Origin of the sequence: Vibrio astriarenae (assembly GCF_010587385.1) — a bacterium.
GTDB classification, from domain to species: Bacteria; Pseudomonadota; Gammaproteobacteria; order Enterobacterales; family Vibrionaceae; genus Vibrio; species Vibrio astriarenae.
The window spans coordinates 2,928,828-2,943,671 of record NZ_CP047475.1 but is presented as its reverse complement, the minus strand read 5'-3'; the positions used below and the strand labels follow the sequence as shown (position 1 = coordinate 2,943,671).

The following is a 14,844-nucleotide window of genomic DNA, read 5'->3' as shown; positions in this document are numbered from 1 at the left end:
CAAAAGTACACAATAAAAGACGAAAATATGAAAATTGCGATTTATCCAGGCACCTTCGATCCCGTTACTAACGGTCATTTTGACTTAATTCGTCGTGCTGCATGCATGTTTGACCAGATCATTGTGGGAGTAGCAGAGAGCCCAAGTAAGAAAACCCTATTTACCCTTGAAGAGCGCGTAGAGCTGCTTGAAGAAACCTGTGCGGACTTACCCAATGTGACCGTTAAAGGCTTCAGTGGGTTACTGGTCGATTTCGCGACTCAAAATCAGGCAACAATATTGATTAGAGGTTTGAGAACCACCATGGACTTTGAGTATGAGTTTGGTTTAACCACCATGTATCGCCGTCTTAAACCCGAACTGGAAAGCCTATTCCTTACGCCTTCTGAAGAGTTTGCATTCCTCTCCTCGACGTTGGTGAGAGAAGTCGCGATTCACGGTGGTGAAGTCGATACTTTTGTGCCCCAAAATGTGTATGCGGCAATTAAAACTAAGCTCAAAGCATAAGGGGTCGCGCAGTGAATATTTTAGTATTTAGTACCAAAACCTTACCGGTTAAGAATTATGGTGGGACGGAGCGTGTCGTCTGGGATTTGGTCGAAGCCTTGCACCTTTTAGGCCATCAAGTGACTTTGCTGTCAGGTAAAGGAACTCAGTGTGATTGGGCGAGAGTGATCGAACATCAACCGAATGTTCCTCTAAACGAGCAAATTCCCCAAGATATCGATATTGTTCATTTCCACTCGAAGTTTGAACCCATAGATAAACCTTATGTGATCACTCAACATGGTAATTCGAGCGGTCCGATTGATGCGAACACCATTTTTGTGTCTAAGCAGCACGCGCAAAATCATGGCGGTGTGGCTTATGTGCATAACGGCTTAAATTGGGACAACTACTTACAACCAAACTTCAGCGTTCCTAGAGAGCGTTTTCACTTTCTAGGCAAAGCCGCGTGGAGAGTGAAAAATGTACAGGGCGCGATTGACATCACGCGCAAAGCGGGCGAAAAGCTTGATGTATTGGGTGGTCATCGCTTCAACTTCAAGATGGGTATTCGTCTAACCTTTGATCGACATGTGCGTTTTCAGGGGATGGTGGACGACCACACCAAGTCGCAGCTCATGAATGCCTCCAAAGGTTTAGTTTTTCCGGTGACTTGGCATGAACCTTTCGGTTTGGCAATAACGGAAAGTTTGTTCTTCGGCTGCCCGGTGTTTGGTACGCCATATGGCTCGCTTCCTGAGCTAGTCTCTCCCGAGGTCGGTGTGCTCTCGAAAAAGGAGTCAGACTTAGTCGATGCGATTAAAGATGTGGGAAGGTTTAATAGCGTTCAATGCCATGAATATGCAAGAGAGCGCTTTAATGCTTTAGTGATGGCGAAAGAGTATGTTGCAAAGTATGAGTCGGTGCTGAATCAAAACCGATTGAATCCGGAGCTGGGCGAGATAATTAGTCAGTTTAAGCGGCTAGACTATTTTAAATAGTTTACCAGGTTTAACTAGCCAACCAGATTTAAATAGTCAGCGAGGTGAATGCCTTCATCAGGTTCAACCCACATGAAGGCATTGATATGATCGCCCAGTTACCAGTTTTCCTGTTTATAAGGCTCTTTACCATCTCGTCTGGTTTTCAGCAGTTTCAGGATCCACATATACTGCTCAGGTTTAGGTGTCACGAACATTTCAACCACTTGATTCATTGCGCGAGCATCCCCCTCATCATCACCAGATAGGGCATCCATTGGCTCACGAATATCCACTTCATAGCGCCCTGTCTCCGCATCAAAACTCGCAAATACAGGCACGATTTTCGCGCGACTGACTTTAGCGAGTTTACCGAGGGCGGGTAGGGTCGCCTTCTCAGTGGCAAAAAAGTCCGCAAAGACACTTTGCTCAGGTCCGTGGTCTTGGTCTGGTAGGTAGTAGCCTAGATAACCGTCTTTAACAGACTTAATGAAAGGTTTGATACCACCGCTGCGATCATACACTCGACCACCATGTTGCACGCGCTGCTTGTGCATTAGCCAATCGAGAACGAGGTTCTTCTGGCTATTGGCCATCGCCGAAACAGGCAGCCCTTTGGATGCTAACAATATTGCCGGAATATCAATAGCCCATGAGTGGGGTACCAATAGAATCGCTTTCTTGCCATTAGCCTCTAACTTTCTAATATGCTCAATACCTTTCACGTCAGTATTGTTATCAAGCCATTGTTTACCTTTGAGAGTGACAGCCGCAAAGCCAGAGAGGAAGGTGCCAGCCGTAATTAAGTTTTGCTCTAAGACGGCCAACCGCTGCGCTTCACTCCAGTCAGGAAAACAGAGCTTAAGGTTGATCATCGCTCGACGAACCGTACCTCGTTTTTTCTTTATTTGACCTTTAATCAGAACACTGACCAATTTGCGACGAAACGCATTAGGCAGCAGAGCAAGAGGCAGAGCGATAACCACCGCCAGCCATGTTCCCCAATATTTAGGTGCTAAAAAAGACCACTGAAACTCAGGGTTATAAGCCTTGGGGTCAAAATCGTCACGTTTATCCGTCATAAACACCACAAAAACACGAGCCCAAAATCCAAAGATTTCGGGCTACAAAAAAATAATTACTTAAAGACTAGTTGACACTACAAGCAAAGAAAACAAACTAACTTGCACCTTGCACCTTGCACCTTGCACCTTGCACCTTGCACCTTGCACCTTGCACCTTGCACCTTGCACCTTGCACCTTGCACCTTGCACCTTGCAGTCTAGCCGTTAATTTCCGCCATATACTCAGCCACACCCTCAGCGACTGTTTTAAACGTATGATCACAACCCGCTGCACGCAGCTTGGTCAGATCCGCTTGAGTGTATTCTTGATAAGCACCCTTTAGATGCTCTGGGAAAGGAATGGTTTCGATTTCGCCCTTACCATGATAAGCAATCACCGCTTTAGCCACTTCTTCAAACGACTCAGCGTTACCGGTGCCTAGGTTAAAGATGCCTGATTGGCCATTTTCTAGGAACCAAAGATTCACTGCAGCCACATCACCCACAAAGACAAAATCACGCTTAAAGTGCTCGCTACCCGCGAACAATTTAGGGTTTTCACCCGCATTCATCTGGTTGTTTAGGTGGAAGGCAACGGAGGCCATCGAGCCTTTGTGCTGCTCACGTGGGCCATACACGTTGAAGTAACGGAACCCCGTCACTTGAGAAAGCGTCTCACCGTGCTCTTCGGCGTCTTGCCATACGCGGCGAACATAGTTATCGAACTGCTGCTTCGAGTAACCATAAACGTTTAATGCGCCTTCATACTGCTTCTCTTCAATGAACGTCTCAGTCTCGCCGTAAGTCGCTGCTGATGAAGCATAAAGGAAGGGGATTTCACGCTCTAGACAGTAGTGAAGCAGCTCTTTTGAATACTCATAGTTATTGAGCATCATGTACTTGCCGTCCCACTCAGTGGTTGCTGAGCATGCACCTTCATGGAAAACCGCATCGATAGGGCCGAAGTCATCACCTGCCATGATTTGCGTTAAGAAGTCATCACGGTCCATGTAGTCGGCGATGTCCAAATCAACCAGGTTCTTAAACTTCTTACCATCTTTAAGGTTGTCCACCACCAAAATATCGCGAACACCCTTTGCGTTAAGTGCCTTAACGATATTGCTGCCGATCATGCCAGCGCCACCAGTGACGATAATCATAACTTCTTCCTATCTTAATGAGCTTAATTAACAAAAGTATATCACTGGGGGGATATGGGATCGAGCGAGTGAAAGGCAAAGGCGATGAAAATGGGATACAGCGAAAAATGCAAACTGGAACACAGATCTCATGTTGACTTGCTTACTAAATAGGAAGTTTGTTACAAAATTGTAGTTTGCAACCGTGTGCATATTAAGTGTTATGTATATCAACAGGTTGCTTTTTGTGAGTTAGATCCCGGAACTGATATCACAAAAATGACGCCGTACGGCGTTTTCATGTAGGTTATTTGTTGACTATAAGTAAAAAATAAAATTTCTTAAGTCGCTAAGCTGGTGTTTTAAAAGGAAATTAAGTTCTGTCACTAATTACAAAGGGGTATAGGGTATTTACGTGACGAAAATCACTCAGTAAACTGGCCCAATTCAATATGCTCATGTGGCATGTAACATTAGTGTCATGATCGTATTGTTGGATATAAAAAAATTACAAAACTATTTCATATAGACAAACAAAAAACAGTGGCAAAACGCAAAGCTTCGTAGGGAAATTAGCTGCAAACCTTCTGGCGGTAGCGTGCCTAAACAACGTCATGAAACTTAAATACTTATTATTATTGAGTTCGTCAGTATTGCTAGGATGCACCAGTCAGCCTCGTCAGGTTGATGCCAGCCTCCCTCTAGTGAATCTTAATCAAGCTCCAGTGGGTGAGGTGATCGATACCAAGTATTGGTCACAGCTCGACAGTGATATGTACACATCACTGAGCCACTCTGAGTTTGATATTCAACTCGAACCCGCCTATTTATCTGCACTCGGTTTAACGTGCAGAGTTTTGACCATCCAAAATTTAACCTCCAATGCTCATTACAACCAAGTGAATGCGCCTGTGAAGCGAATCGCTTGCAAACAACCTCGCCAAATAGAAGGTGTTGTTGAGCAAGGGTGGTATCTCATTAATAACACTGTCGAGACATCGACGGTGGTAGAAATTTAAATACATAAGCGAAAAACATTATGTTGAAGCGACTATTTATCTTCACACTGAGCCTGTACTCGGTGGGAGCAGTTGCAACCGGTATGGACACCGCACAGCTTATGGCGCAATCCGGTATTGTGCCTGCTGCATCATCGACTACCGCGCAACCAACAATATCCGCCTCTCCAAACGAAATGTTGGAGATGGGCACCTATGCTCGCGAAAATCGTAATAATCTATTACTGCCTGGTGAAACCGATGTGCGCGACCTGTTGCCGTCATCGGGTGAGAACCTACCCCCGCCATATGGCGCAAACCTATTTGCGGGTGGCTACGAAACAGAGCGCAGTGATGGCCTCAATGACAACTACCTTGTTGCAGCGGGCGATAAAATCAACCTGTGGCTTTGGGGCGCAGTGAGCTACAGCAGCGTGCTGACTGTGGATAACCAAGGCAACATCTTTATCCCTGAAGTTGGTCCTATTCGCGTGCAAGACGTGCGAGCCAGCGATATCAATCAGCTAGTGACCTCAAAGATTAAGCAGATTTACACCAACAATGTCAGTGTGTACGTCAACTTGCTCACCGCAACACCCGTCAGTGTATACCTTTCAGGCCCAGTGATCCGACCGGGTCAATACGCAGGCATGGCGTCAGACAGTGTGCTTTACTTCCTTAAGCGAGCAGGTGGCATTGATTCAGAGCGCGGCAGCTACCGTGAAATCGAGATCCGCCGTAATGGCAAAACCATTCAAAGCATCGACCTTTACGACTTCATCCAATCAGGTGAAATGCCAAGTGTTAGCTTTAAAGATGGTGATGTGATTCTGGTGAAGCCACAAAAAGCAGCCATCACAGTGGCAGGTGGCGTTCGCAACCCATTCCGCTTTGAGCTTGATGGTGAAAGTGCCGCCGGTGAACAGCTGGTATCGTACTCACGACCACTCGCCAAAATCAGTCACGTTGGTGTGATGGGCAATCGTGAGTCTGGCCCATTCTCTAGCTACATCTCGTACGACGATTTCAAAACCTTTGCACTGGAAGACGGTGACAAGGTGATCTTTAACGATGACCTGCACGCACAGGTGATCGACATTCAGGTCAGTGGCAGCTACCTAGGGCCTTCCTACTTTGTGGTACAGAAGAGTGCCCGCCTGCATGATCTTCTCAACCAGATCCCTGTCGAAGAAGACCTGGCGGATTATGGCTCAATCTATCTGCATCGACAGAGCGTAGCCGAAAGACAACAGCAAAGCTTGAATGATGCGCTTGATCGTCTAGAACGCAGTGTGTTTACCGCACCAGCATCTTCTGAAGGTGAAGCGAGAATTCGAGCAGAAGAGGCGCAACTGGTATTACAGTTCACTGAGCGAGCAAGACAAGTTCAGCCGCTGGGTAAAGTGATTGTGGCCGATAACGGCAACATCGCCAACATCCGCCTAGAGCAAGGCGATGTCATTGTCATCCCACCAAGAACCGATTTGATCAATATCTCTGGTGAGGTATTGATGCCGCAAGCGGTGGTCTTTAACCCCAACGCGAAGATTGATGACTATGTGGCTTGGGCTGGCGGATTTACTGACCGAGCAGAAGACCAAAGAATTGCGATTGTACGCGCTAACGGCCTAGTGGAATTTGGTAGCGATAAACGCATTCAAAAAGGCGATCAAATTCTCGTGTTGCCGAAAGTCGATACGAAGATGATGCAAGCGGTGAAAGACATCACGCAAATCATTTATCAGATTGCAGTCGCCGCAAATGTCGCAATCAACTAGGTAGGTCTAGATGCGAGATTCTAGATTCGAGAATAGGGTATGCGCTGATGGCTAAGGTGAAGCAGCGCAGCCTATTAAAAGTGTGGGGCGATGTCATCTTTGCGATTTTTGTGCGTGAGATAAAGAGCAAGTCGCAAGATAAGCTGGGTGTAGCTTGGTTGGTGGTATCACCGGTGGCTTTCATCTTTATGCTCTCATACATGCGCGGAAGAATGGATGGCGGCGAGACACACGGAATATCGACCTTCTTCTTTATGGCGATAGGCATGGTTTTGGTTCAGGCTTTTTTGGGGATGGTCGGATCGGTATCGACCTCAATCAAGAAAAACAAACCACTATATGCCTTCAGGCAGGTTCAGCCAATCAGCTCTGTACTAGCTATCTCAGGCATGGAGCTACTGATTAAGATTTTTGTCGTCTTAGTCATCGGTGTTATCGCTTTTTACCTCGGCCATACAATGCAAATGGCAGACCCGATAGAGTTAATTCTCATCCTGCTAAGAGTCTGGTTAATCGCAACAAGTATTGGAACCTTGTTTGCACTTGCATCGTGCTTCGTACCAGAGATAGACAAAATCCGCTCACTCGCAATGAGACCGATTTTCTTTATTTCGGGGATTTTCTTTAGTCTGCAAGATATTCCGAGAGAGTATTGGCATTACCTAACCTGGAACCCTCTACTACACGCAGTCGAGCTAGCAAGATACGCAGCCTATCCGCACTACGGTGACGCAGGCGTAAGTTACTTTTACTTAGATTTATGCACATTAACACTCACATTCGCCGCGTTGGTTTGTTATCAGGCAAGTTGGAAGCAAGCGATAAGTCGGTGATACAGGGGTAAGGGCGTTGCTTTGCAACTTGCAAGGTACAAGGTAAAAGAAAAGCAAGAGATAGAAGCAGGTTGAAATTTAGTGTCAGTCAAACAAGCGCCATGCTTGAACCTTGAACCTTGAACCTTGAACCTTGAACCTTGAACCTTGAACCTTGAACCTTGAACCTTGAACCCCACGCATTCAAAGGATTGAGACCTAAACGCACTCTCTTCGCGATAGGTCCTAGATACAAATGATTGAACAAAAATTCCAAGAATTCAGAAAATCAATAGCGCCAGGAGAGTTCAATTCGATTGAGTTCTTAACGGCACGTGCTCAGCAGCTAGAGGCTGATGACCCCGATCTATCGCAGCGAATTTTAGTGCGTGTGACTAACCTTAAGCGCGAAAAACAAAAGAAAGCGGAAGAAGCAAAGAAAGAAGAGGCGCTTGCAAAAGCGAAGCAGGAAGAGGTTCAAGAAAAGAGGGTTGAACCGAAAAGCGAAGTGATCTCAACACCTGCGGCAAAGCCTGCAGAGGAGCAAAAGAAAAAAGCAGAGCACAAAGCGAAGGGGAAACTCTCGCATCTGATCTCTAGCAACCCGCTCCTAAATAAACTAAAACAATCGCCATTCACTGCGTTAGTGTTAGTCCCAACGCTCATCTTTGCCTTCTATCAACTCTTTTGGGCAACGGAACGTTTTGAAAGCCAAGCGCAAGTTATTGTGCAGCAGCCCGATGGCATGGCCACCATGGATGCATCGATGGCCGTGTTGACTGGATTAGGAATGCCAAGTACCGGCGTATCTGACACCGAGCTAGTCAAGGCTTACATCTTATCCAACGATATGCTTCGTTACCTAGAGGATAAACTCAATCTGAGCGCGCATTATAGCCAGAGTGAGATAGACGTATTCAGTCGACTTGACTCAGATTCGAGTTGGGAGAGCTTCTTTGAATTTTACCAAAAACACATCAATGTGTTTATCGATGCCAAATCGAACATCGTGTTTGTTCAAGGGCAGGGCTTTGATGCAGATTTTGCCCATCGCTTAACCCAAACCATTGTTGATAGAGCAGAATGGTACATCAACTCTATTGGCCATCAATTGGCAGAAGCTCAGCTAGAGTTTATTAAAAATGAGCACGCCAATATTCAGTCTCGCTTAGAGGAAGCACAAGCAACACTACTGAACTTCCAACAGCGCTATAACTTGCTAGACCCGGCCGCAGAGGGCATGGCAATGCAGCAGATAGCCTATGGGCTGGAAGGGCAAATCTCAGCAAAAGAGGCTGAACTAAAAAGCCTCAATGCGATCATGAGTGACCAAGCTCCACAAGTTCGCGCACTACAAAATCAACTGACAGCCTTGAAAGAGCAGCTCGTTAAAGAGCGCGGAAAGCTATCGGCGGATGATGAACAAGTTATCCCCGTTAGTGAAATACTGGCCAATTACACCGATTTAAAAGTCAAAATGGAGCTTGCCCTGCAAGCCTACACTTCCTCTGAAGTGTCTTTAGAAAAATCACGCATCGAGGCATACCGCCAGCTGAAATATTTGGTTGTAGTAGAAGCAGCGACACTGCCTCAAGACAGTAAATACCCCCATGCGTTATACAACATCAGTCTTTTTGCTTTGGTGACAATGATGTTATTCGCCATCGGCAAAATTATTATTTCAACCATTCGAGAGTTGAAGTAAACACAACACGTCAGTACCCCACAAACTAGGAATACAACCATGCTTAACCCTCAAAGAAGAAAGGGAATTGTCTTAGCCGGTGGCTCCGGTACGAGGTTATTTCCCCTCACAAGAGCAGTCAGCAAGCAGTTAATGCCGGTCTATGACAAGCCAATGATCTACTACCCAATATCTTGCCTAATGATGGCAGGGATCCGCGAAATCGCAATCATCACCACCGAAGAAGAGCAGCACCGTTTCATTCGTCAGCTAGGTGATGGCTCTCGCTGGGGGGTAAAATTCGAGTACATTGTTCAGCCATCCCCTGATGGCCTAGCTCAAGCCTTTATCTTGGCAGAAGATTTCTTAAAAGGTTCTTCAGTTGCGCTTGTGTTAGGTGACAACCTTTTCTATGGCCATGACTTGAAAAAATCACTGCAAAAAGCCAACGATCAGATGGCGGGCGCCACTATCTTTGGCTACCACGTAGCAGACCCTAAAGCTTACGGCGTGGTGGAATTTGATGATGAAGGCAACGTGCTCTCGATTGAAGAGAAGCCTGAAGAGCCAAAGTCAAAATATGCCGTCCCAGGATTATATTTCTTTGATAGTGATGTGGTTGAGTTTGCTAAAAACGTGAAGCCTTCTGCACGTGGAGAGCTAGAGATCACCGAAGTAATCGAACAGTACCGCGCAGCCAACAACCTCAAAGTTGAGCTCCTTGGCCGCGGAACCGCATGGCTAGACACCGGAACCCTAGATGACCTACTCGATGCCGCCGTTTTCATCCGTGCAATCGAAAAACGTCAAGGCCTAAAAATCAACTGCCCTGCAGAAGTTGCGTACCGCATGGGTTATATCGATGATGCAGGCTTGCGCGACATTGCAGTACCACTACAAAAATCAGGCTACGGCCAATACCTATTGAGGTTACTAGAGCACAAGGTGTTCTAGAGGCTGGGTAAGAGCAGTTGGACTTGAATGGAATAGAGGTAAGGTACAAGGGCGTTGCTTTGCAACTGCAAGGTACAAGGTTAAAGAAGAGCAAGAAGAAAGTAGGAAAGTAGGAAAGTAGGAAAGTAGGAAAGTAGGAAAGTAGGAAAGTAGGAAAGTAGGAAAGTTTGACACTCCCCATAAGGTCGTCAAGATGTTTCACCTTTCACCTTTCACCTTTCACCTTTCACCTTTCACCTTTCACCTTTCACCTTTCACCTTGAACCTCTGTTCCCCGAGTCTATCTTCCCAGCCTCCGACAAAAAACGAATCCAATAACAAACATAAATCGAATAACCAAAAAGTCATTCTAAGATTATGAAATTTATTAGTACTAAAATTCCAGACGTTAAAATCATAGAGCCACAAGTGTTTGGTGATGAGCGTGGGTTTTTCATGGAAACGTTCCGTACCTCTTCATTTAATGAAGTGTGTGGGGAACGTGAGTTTGTCCAGGAAAACCACAGCAAATCAGCGCACGGTATTTTGCGAGGTTTGCACTATCAAACTGAAAATACCCAAGGCAAACTGGTGCGTGTGGTGAGTGGTGAAGTCTTTGATGTCGCGGTGGATATGCGTAAAGACTCACCTACGTTTGGTCAATGGGTTGGCGTGTTGCTTTCTGCTGAAAACAAGCGCCAACTTTGGGTACCAGAGGGCTTTGCCCATGGCTTTTATGTCACAACAGAAGAAGCCGAGTTTGTGTATAAGTGTACCGATATTTATAACCCAAACGCCGAAGTGTCAGTGAAGTGGGATGACGCCACGATCGGTATCGACTGGCCTTTGGTGAACGGCGCATCACCTAAGCTATCAGCAAAGGACGAAGCAGGTCTAAGCTTCGAAGCTGCACCGAAGTTTTAAGAAAGGCAGACCGGGCAGAGTTAGAGAGAAACGAGTCAAAGAGAAAGAGTTAAAGAGATAAACAGGTAAAGAGAAAAAGCACTTTTCTTTTTATCTTGTCCCTTGTCCCTCATCCCTTGCCCCTTTCTTCTTGAAGCCGCAAAGCGGCGCTCTTGCTCCCTTCCGCCTATCGAGGCTTTGTGAAACTATATTTTTCCGTCGTATCTCATCTTCATCACGACATACTGATTCAACTTAACACCTTAAAGCGCTTGGCTGAGCATCCGGATATTGAAGTGATTTTTCGCGACAACATCCAAACGGGGGAGCTTAAACAGTATTGCGCTGATCACAATATTCAGTATGTCAGTAATGAGGTTGAGAAAGGATTTGCGACCAACAACAACTTAAATTATTTGCTTGCTCAGTCGGAAGGAATGCAACCGGAAGACTATTTTGTTCTTCTTAACCCGGATATCAGTATTGATGAGGTCATGCTCAACCGTTTGGTTGAACTAACCAAAACGAGTTCAGATGCGCTGATGACCGTCAACCTCTTCTTAGATGAAGAGAAAACACTATTTGATGACAATCTACGAGCGTATCCAAGGTTCATCAATTTTATTCGCAATTATGTGTTTGGTGACCGCAGTACGGTGATCGACAAGACACAACCCACCGATGATAAAGAGTGTTGGAGTTCGGCGGCATTCTTAGTGGTGAAAGCAGGGCTTTATCAACGCCTTCAAGGCTTGGATGAAACCTACTTTATGTATTGTGAAGATATAGATTTCTGTCTGCGTGCCAGTCAAATTGGTGAGAGGGTGAAATTTGTACCCGAAGTGGAAGCCATACACTACCGGCATCGCTGCAGTCAGCAGTTTTTGTCTCGAGCGTTTTTTCGCCATGTAAAGAGCGTGCTGCTTTTTACTCTCGCGAAACATCGCTTACGAAGACACAAATCAATATTAGTCACCTCATCGCAGAGTAACACGTGTGAAATCCAGCAACATTAAAGTCGCCGCCGTAGTGGTGTTCTACCACCCAAATCTACAGGCAATCAATAGCCTGAAGAAGCTAAGTAAGATGCTGCCGGTGGTGGTGGTGGATAATACCGAAGAGGGTGAGCCACTGGAGTGGGTGGAAAGCGAGTCAGTAAATATTATTCGTAACATGTGCAACCTGGGGGTGGCGAAAGCGATCAATCAGGGTGTCGAATATTGGCAATCGCAAGGCATGAATTGGTGTTTTCTGTTTGATCAAGACAGTGTTATCGATGATGGGTTTATCGAAGAGATGATAACGCCCATTACCAGTAAGCGAGCGCCAGCGGATAATGTGGCCGCTTATGTGCCAAGCTATTATGCCAAAAACCTAGAGAGTTACGGCTCAATCATTCAGGTAGAGAAATTTGGTATCACACGTAGGCACCCGAAATACGCGAGACGCAATGAGTTGTGGGCATCTTATGCCATTAACTCGGGAAGCTTGATTAACTTAAATAGCTTTAACACCATTGGCCCCTATCTTGAGGGGCTTTTTATCGACTTTTGCGACATCGAGTGGGGCCTTCGAGCCAATGCCAAAGGGTTTCAGATTATCACCAACCCCGAAGCCACACTGATTCAAGAACTCGGTGAACAGCCTATCTCATTCATGGGCAAGAAAATCGTCAATCATTCGCCACTTAGGCACTACTACTACATTCGAAACGCGATACATATGCTGCGCTTGAAGCACGTCCCACTGGTTTGGAAAACAGTGGAATGCGCCAAGATGCCAGTGCGCTTTGCACTGTATAGCACGATGACCAGTAATCGAATTCAACACCTCAAGGCCATGACCTTGGGACTCATACATGGCTTAAAGAATAAACAAGGGAAGTATTGTGAAAGTACTCGTAACCGGTAAAGGTGGTCAGTTGGCATGGGAGTTAGAGCAAACTCTCCCACCTCATATTGAATTGGTTTCACTGGGAATTGATGAGCTTGATATCACTGACAATCAAGCGGTTTTCTCAGCATGTCTTGAGCACAAACCGACGATTGTCATAAACGCAGCCGCATACACCGCCGTCGATAAGGCCGAAACTGATCAAGAAACTGCGTATGCGGTTAACGAAAAGGGCAGTGAAAACCTAGCCCTAGCGTGTAAAGAGATCAAAGCCCCACTGATCCATGTTTCTACAGACTTTGTATTCGACGGCTCTAACACGAGCCCTTATCAGCCTGAGGATACCCCAAACCCCATCAACGTCTACGGCGATTCAAAACTGCAAGGCGATATCAAAGTTTCAGACATTCTTGGCAACCAAGCCACCATCATTCGCACTGCTTGGGTTTACTCAGCCCACGGTAATAACTTCGTCAAAACCATGCTGCGCCTAATGGCTGAAAAAGAGCAACTAGGCATTGTGTATGATCAAGTCGGCACACCAACGTGGGCGAAGGGCCTCGCGAAGATGATTTGGAGTTTGGTTGAGGAGCAAGGTACAAGCAGCAAGGTACAAGAAGATGGCGAACTCGGTAAGGCTGAGATTCTTCATTGGACGGATGCAGGTGTGGCTTCTTGGTATGATTTTGCGGTTGCGATTCAGGAGCTAGGAATCGAGAAAGGCATGTTGGATAAAGAGATTCCAGTAGGGCCGATTCCTGAGAGTGCTTATCCAACGCCAGCTAAGCGCCCTAGTTTTAGTGTAATTGATAAAACAACGGCAGAGAAAGCGAGTGGTGTAAAAACCGTTCATTGGCGCAAGCAACTATCCAGCATGCTAGATGAACTCACTAATTATTAAAAGAAAGCCACAGTGCTTTTGACCTGAAAGTCAAAATAAGCCCCAAACTAATTCAACTTTCAACTTTCAACTTTCAACTTTCAACTTTCAACTTTCAACTTTCAACTTTCAACTTTCAACTTTCAACGCAGTAAGCTCTTTAAAATTATGACTCAACGTAACCTTCTAGTCACCGGTGGCGCAGGCTTTATCGGTGCAAACTATGTTCATTACTGGTTAGAAACTTACCCCAACGACAAAGTGGTTGTCTTAGACGCACTGACTTATGCAGGCAATAAGGCAAACCTAGAACCCGTCGATAACAATGAAAACTTCATCTTTGTTCACGGCGATATTTGCAACACTGAACTCGTCGAGACGCTACTCAAAGAGTATCACCTTGATACCATCGTTCACTTTGCTGCAGAGTCACACGTGGATCGTTCAATCACCGGCCCTGATGCGTTTATTGAGACCAACATTCTTGGCACATACAGTTTGCTAAAAGCTGCCAAAAAAGTATGGATTGATGAGCCAAAAGCTCAAGGCAAAGAGCCGCTAACTCACCGCTTCCACCATGTTTCAACTGATGAAGTCTACGGCACACTAGAAAAAGACGACCCAGCGTTTACTGAAGAAACAGCTTACGCGCCAAACTCGCCATATTCAGCATCAAAAGCGGCATCGGATCATCTAGTACGTGCATACCACCACACTTATGGCCTTGAAGTCACGACGTCAAACTGTTCAAACAACTATGGTCCATACCATTTCCCAGAGAAGTTGATTCCGCTCATCATCACCAACATTCTGTTTAATAAACCTCTTCCTATTTACGGTGATGGCCAGCAAATCCGCGATTGGCTCTATGTAACTGACCACGCACGCGGTATCGACCTAGTTCTAAACAAAGGTCGTTTAGGTGAAAACTACAATATCGGCGGCCACAACGAATGGGCCAACATCGATATCGTGACAGTCGTCTGCAAGCTAATGAACGACTACTTCACTGGTACTGCGCACCTAGCATCTAGCAACTCGAATCTAGACCTGAAAGCGAAATTCCCACAGGCTACGCTAGCTGCCGAAGGTAAATGCGAAGAGCTCATCACCTACGTTACCGATCGCGCAGGCCATGACCGCCGCTATGCAATTGACGCAACCAAAACAAATAACGAGTTGGGCTACAAACCAGCTGAGTCATTTGAAACAGGAATCAAGAAAACCGTTGAATGGTATCTCGCCAACGATGCTTGGTGGAGTGAACTACTGACTTCAAACAAGGAAGGATAAG

General features: G+C 45.9%; 14 protein-coding genes. 12 read left to right on the top strand and 2 right to left on the bottom strand.

The window, feature by feature from the left end; all coding sequences use genetic code 11:
- Nucleotides 1–27 precede the first annotated feature (27 nt).
- Together coaD and GT360_RS13635 are read left to right on the top strand one after the other, a co-directional pair.
- Nucleotides 28–507, top strand: a complete 480-nt coding sequence (coaD, locus tag GT360_RS13640) for a pantetheine-phosphate adenylyltransferase (protein ID WP_164649375.1) — start codon at nt 28–30, stop codon at nt 505–507.
- Nucleotides 508–518: 11 nt separating this feature from the next.
- Nucleotides 519–1,487 carry a glycosyltransferase gene (locus tag GT360_RS13635; protein WP_164649374.1) on the top strand — a complete coding sequence of 323 codons (969 nt, stop codon included), beginning with the start codon at nt 519–521 and terminating at the stop codon, nt 1,485–1,487.
- Nucleotides 1,488–1,585: 98 nt separating this feature from the next.
- Here GT360_RS13635 and lpxM read toward each other — a convergent pair whose 3' ends face one another.
- Nucleotides 1,586–2,548 (bottom strand): lauroyl-Kdo(2)-lipid IV(A) myristoyltransferase, encoded by a 963-nt coding sequence (gene lpxM, locus GT360_RS13630; RefSeq protein WP_164649373.1) that lies wholly within the window; start codon nt 2,546–2,548, stop codon nt 1,586–1,588.
- 200 nt (nt 2,549–2,748) lie between these two features.
- On the bottom strand, nt 2,749–3,690 hold the full coding sequence (rfaD, locus tag GT360_RS13625; RefSeq protein WP_164649372.1) for an ADP-glyceromanno-heptose 6-epimerase: 942 nt from the start codon (nt 3,688–3,690) through the stop codon (nt 2,749–2,751).
- Nucleotides 3,691–4,283: 593 nt separating this feature from the next.
- Here rfaD and GT360_RS13620 point away from each other — a divergent pair.
- From GT360_RS13620 to rfbB, 10 genes are all read left to right on the top strand, one after another.
- Nucleotides 4,284–4,688, top strand: coding sequence for a hypothetical protein (locus tag GT360_RS13620; RefSeq protein WP_164649371.1), 405 nt, complete (start codon nt 4,284–4,286; stop codon nt 4,686–4,688).
- A gap of 20 nt (nt 4,689–4,708) precedes the next feature.
- Complete coding sequence (locus tag GT360_RS13615) at nt 4,709–6,445, top strand: polysaccharide biosynthesis/export family protein (protein WP_239502560.1); 1,737 nt, start codon at nt 4,709–4,711, stop codon at nt 6,443–6,445.
- 47 nt (nt 6,446–6,492) lie between these two features.
- A complete protein-coding gene (locus GT360_RS13610) occupies nt 6,493–7,278 on the top strand; it encodes an ABC transporter permease (RefSeq protein ID WP_164649370.1) in 786 nt (261 codons plus the stop codon).
- A 235-nt stretch (nt 7,279–7,513) separates the two neighbouring features.
- Nucleotides 7,514–8,962 (top strand): KpsE/RkpR family capsule polysaccharide export protein, encoded by a 1,449-nt coding sequence (locus tag GT360_RS13605; RefSeq protein ID WP_164649369.1) that lies wholly within the window; start codon nt 7,514–7,516, stop codon nt 8,960–8,962.
- Nucleotides 8,963–9,001: 39 nt separating this feature from the next.
- On the top strand, nt 9,002–9,895 hold the full coding sequence (rfbA, locus tag GT360_RS13600) for a glucose-1-phosphate thymidylyltransferase RfbA (RefSeq protein WP_164649368.1): 894 nt from the start codon (nt 9,002–9,004) through the stop codon (nt 9,893–9,895).
- Between the two features lie 357 nt (nt 9,896–10,252).
- On the top strand, nt 10,253–10,798 hold the full coding sequence (rfbC, locus tag GT360_RS13595; protein ID WP_164649367.1) for a dTDP-4-dehydrorhamnose 3,5-epimerase: 546 nt from the start codon (nt 10,253–10,255) through the stop codon (nt 10,796–10,798).
- Nucleotides 10,799–10,977: 179 nt separating this feature from the next.
- The gene (locus tag GT360_RS13590; RefSeq protein WP_164649366.1) at nt 10,978–11,793 is read left to right on the top strand and encodes a glycosyltransferase family 2 protein; all 816 of its coding nucleotides are present in this window, start codon (nt 10,978–10,980) and stop codon (nt 11,791–11,793) included.
- Complete coding sequence (locus tag GT360_RS13585; RefSeq protein ID WP_164649365.1) at nt 11,774–12,688, top strand: glycosyltransferase family 2 protein; 915 nt, start codon at nt 11,774–11,776, stop codon at nt 12,686–12,688. The genes GT360_RS13590 and GT360_RS13585 overlap by 20 nt, the downstream gene beginning before the upstream one ends.
- Nucleotides 12,663–13,571, top strand: a complete 909-nt coding sequence (rfbD, locus tag GT360_RS13580; protein ID WP_164649667.1) for a dTDP-4-dehydrorhamnose reductase — start codon at nt 12,663–12,665, stop codon at nt 13,569–13,571. Before GT360_RS13585 ends, rfbD begins: the two co-directional genes overlap by 26 nt.
- A 147-nt stretch (nt 13,572–13,718) precedes the next feature.
- Nucleotides 13,719–14,843 carry a dTDP-glucose 4,6-dehydratase gene (rfbB, locus tag GT360_RS13575; protein ID WP_164649364.1) on the top strand — a complete coding sequence of 375 codons (1,125 nt, stop codon included), beginning with the start codon at nt 13,719–13,721 and terminating at the stop codon, nt 14,841–14,843.
- Nucleotide 14,844 lies beyond the last annotated feature (1 nt).

Bases quoted from the DNA above. Each gene is read 5' to 3' on its own strand.
- coaD (WP_164649375.1), top strand. From the start codon at position 28: ATGAAAATTGCGATTTATCCAGGCACCTTCGATCCCGTTACTAACGGT.
- lpxM (WP_164649373.1), bottom strand. From the start codon at position 2,548: ATGACGGATAAACGTGACGATTTTGACCCCAAGGCTTATAACCCTGAG.
- rfaD (WP_164649372.1), bottom strand. From the start codon at position 3,690: ATGATTATCGTCACTGGTGGCGCTGGCATGATCGGCAGCAATATCGTT.
- GT360_RS13620 (WP_164649371.1), top strand. From the start codon at position 4,284: ATGAAACTTAAATACTTATTATTATTGAGTTCGTCAGTATTGCTAGGA.
- GT360_RS13615 (WP_239502560.1), top strand. From the start codon at position 4,709: ATGTTGAAGCGACTATTTATCTTCACACTGAGCCTGTACTCGGTGGGA.
- GT360_RS13610 (WP_164649370.1), top strand. From the start codon at position 6,493: ATGGCTAAGGTGAAGCAGCGCAGCCTATTAAAAGTGTGGGGCGATGTC.
- GT360_RS13605 (WP_164649369.1), top strand. From the start codon at position 7,514: ATGATTGAACAAAAATTCCAAGAATTCAGAAAATCAATAGCGCCAGGA.
- rfbA (WP_164649368.1), top strand. From the start codon at position 9,002: ATGCTTAACCCTCAAAGAAGAAAGGGAATTGTCTTAGCCGGTGGCTCC.
- rfbC (WP_164649367.1), top strand. From the start codon at position 10,253: ATGAAATTTATTAGTACTAAAATTCCAGACGTTAAAATCATAGAGCCA.
- rfbB (WP_164649364.1), top strand. From the start codon at position 13,719: ATGACTCAACGTAACCTTCTAGTCACCGGTGGCGCAGGCTTTATCGGT.